Genomic DNA, 1,338 nt, shown 5'->3' with positions numbered 1-1,338 from the left:
CGGACTGTGCGGCAAGGCGAGCATCGGTGCGGTGCGGACGGTCTCGAGCCACGCCGTCGAGCACGACCCCACGCACGTGGAGGTGCTCGCTCTCCTGCGCTACCCCGACCTCCTGCGCGAGCGCCAGGAGATCTTCGACAGCACCGGCGGACTGCACGCTGCGGGCCTGTTCGACAACGCCACGGGGGCACTGCTCGTGCTGCGTGAGGACGTCGGCCGGCACAACGCCGTGGACAAGGTCGTCGGCTGGGCGCTCACACAGGGCCGGCTGCCGCTCGCGGGCACCACGCTCCAGGTCTCCGGCCGGGCGAGCTTCGAGCTGGTGCAGAAGGCGTCGATGGCCGGGATCCCGGTGCTCTCCGCGGTGTCCGCGCCCTCGTCGCTCGCTGTCGACCTCGCGGTCGAGGTCGGGCTCACGCTCGTCGGCTTCGTGCGTGGGGAGTCGTTGGTCATCTACTCGCGCCCGGAGCGCGTGCTGCCTCCGCGCTGACCGGGGACATCAGGACCTGTGGCCCGCGTCGGCTCGCGACGGAGGTCGAGAATGGAGGGCATGGTGGCCAGCGCCTCGGCGAGCCTGCTCGCCTCGCCCAGCAGGCTGGAGCTGCTCCATCTCCTGCAGCAGGGTGGGCCGAGCACGATCGACGTGCTCGCGCGCGCCACCGGGCTGCACCAGAACACCGTGCGCGAGCACCTCGCTCGCCTCGCCGACGGCGGTTACGTGGTGGGCGAGCCCGAGATCCGCAGCACGCGGGGCCGGCCGCGGATCGTCTACCGCGCCACCCGAGCGGCCGACGTGATCCAAGACCCCGAGGCACTGCGTCGGCTCGAACGCTCCATCGCTCAGGCGGCGCTGACACGCGCCCTCGTGGGCGCCTTCCCGGTCCGGGACCAGAGCGGGGCGGCGACGCACGCCGGACGCGAGGTCGGCGCCCGGCTGCCGATTCCTACGCCCGTCGCCGGCGCCACCAGAGCGACCGACGCCGCCGATCCGACCGACCCGAACGACGCCGATCCGACCGCTCCCGCCGACCCGACCGCCGCCGCGGGTCGCCAGCTCCTCGCGCTCGAGGCTCATCTGGACGCGTTCGGCTTCGACCCGGTGCTGGAGCAGGTTGCGACGACGTTCCACCTGTGGCGTTGCCCGTTCCTCGAGCTCGCGCGTGAGCGGCCCGACGTCGTGTGCTCCGTCCACGCCGGGCTCGCCCAGGGTGTGCTCGACCAGTCCGGCGACGCGTACGAGGTCGAGGCCCTCACGCCGTTCGTCGGCCCCGGTCACTGCACCCTGGCGCTTCGCCGGCGCTAGTCAGGTTGATCAGCGGCTGGCGCCGGTCGGCTCGG

The 1,338-nt window shown here is 73.2% G+C and carries 2 protein-coding genes; both read left to right on the top strand.

The annotated features are described in order from the left end of the window. Positions 1 to 490 (top strand): formate dehydrogenase accessory sulfurtransferase FdhD (locus FH969_RS14930; RefSeq protein ID WP_218975340.1); only part of this gene is annotated, 490 nt, incomplete at its 5' end. A gap of 60 nt (positions 491 to 550) precedes the next feature. Beyond that, entirely contained in the window at positions 551 to 1,303 is a 753-nt protein-coding gene (locus tag FH969_RS14925; RefSeq protein ID WP_139987995.1) for a helix-turn-helix transcriptional regulator, read from the top strand. The last annotated feature ends 35 nt before the right edge of the window (positions 1,304 to 1,338 follow it).

This window comes from Miniimonas arenae, assembly GCF_006351005.1.
In the GTDB taxonomy this organism is placed as follows: Bacteria; Actinomycetota; Actinomycetes; order Actinomycetales; family Beutenbergiaceae; genus Miniimonas; species Miniimonas arenae.
The sequence above is the reverse complement of the archived record's forward strand: the minus strand, read 5'-3'. Positions and strand labels throughout refer to the sequence as shown.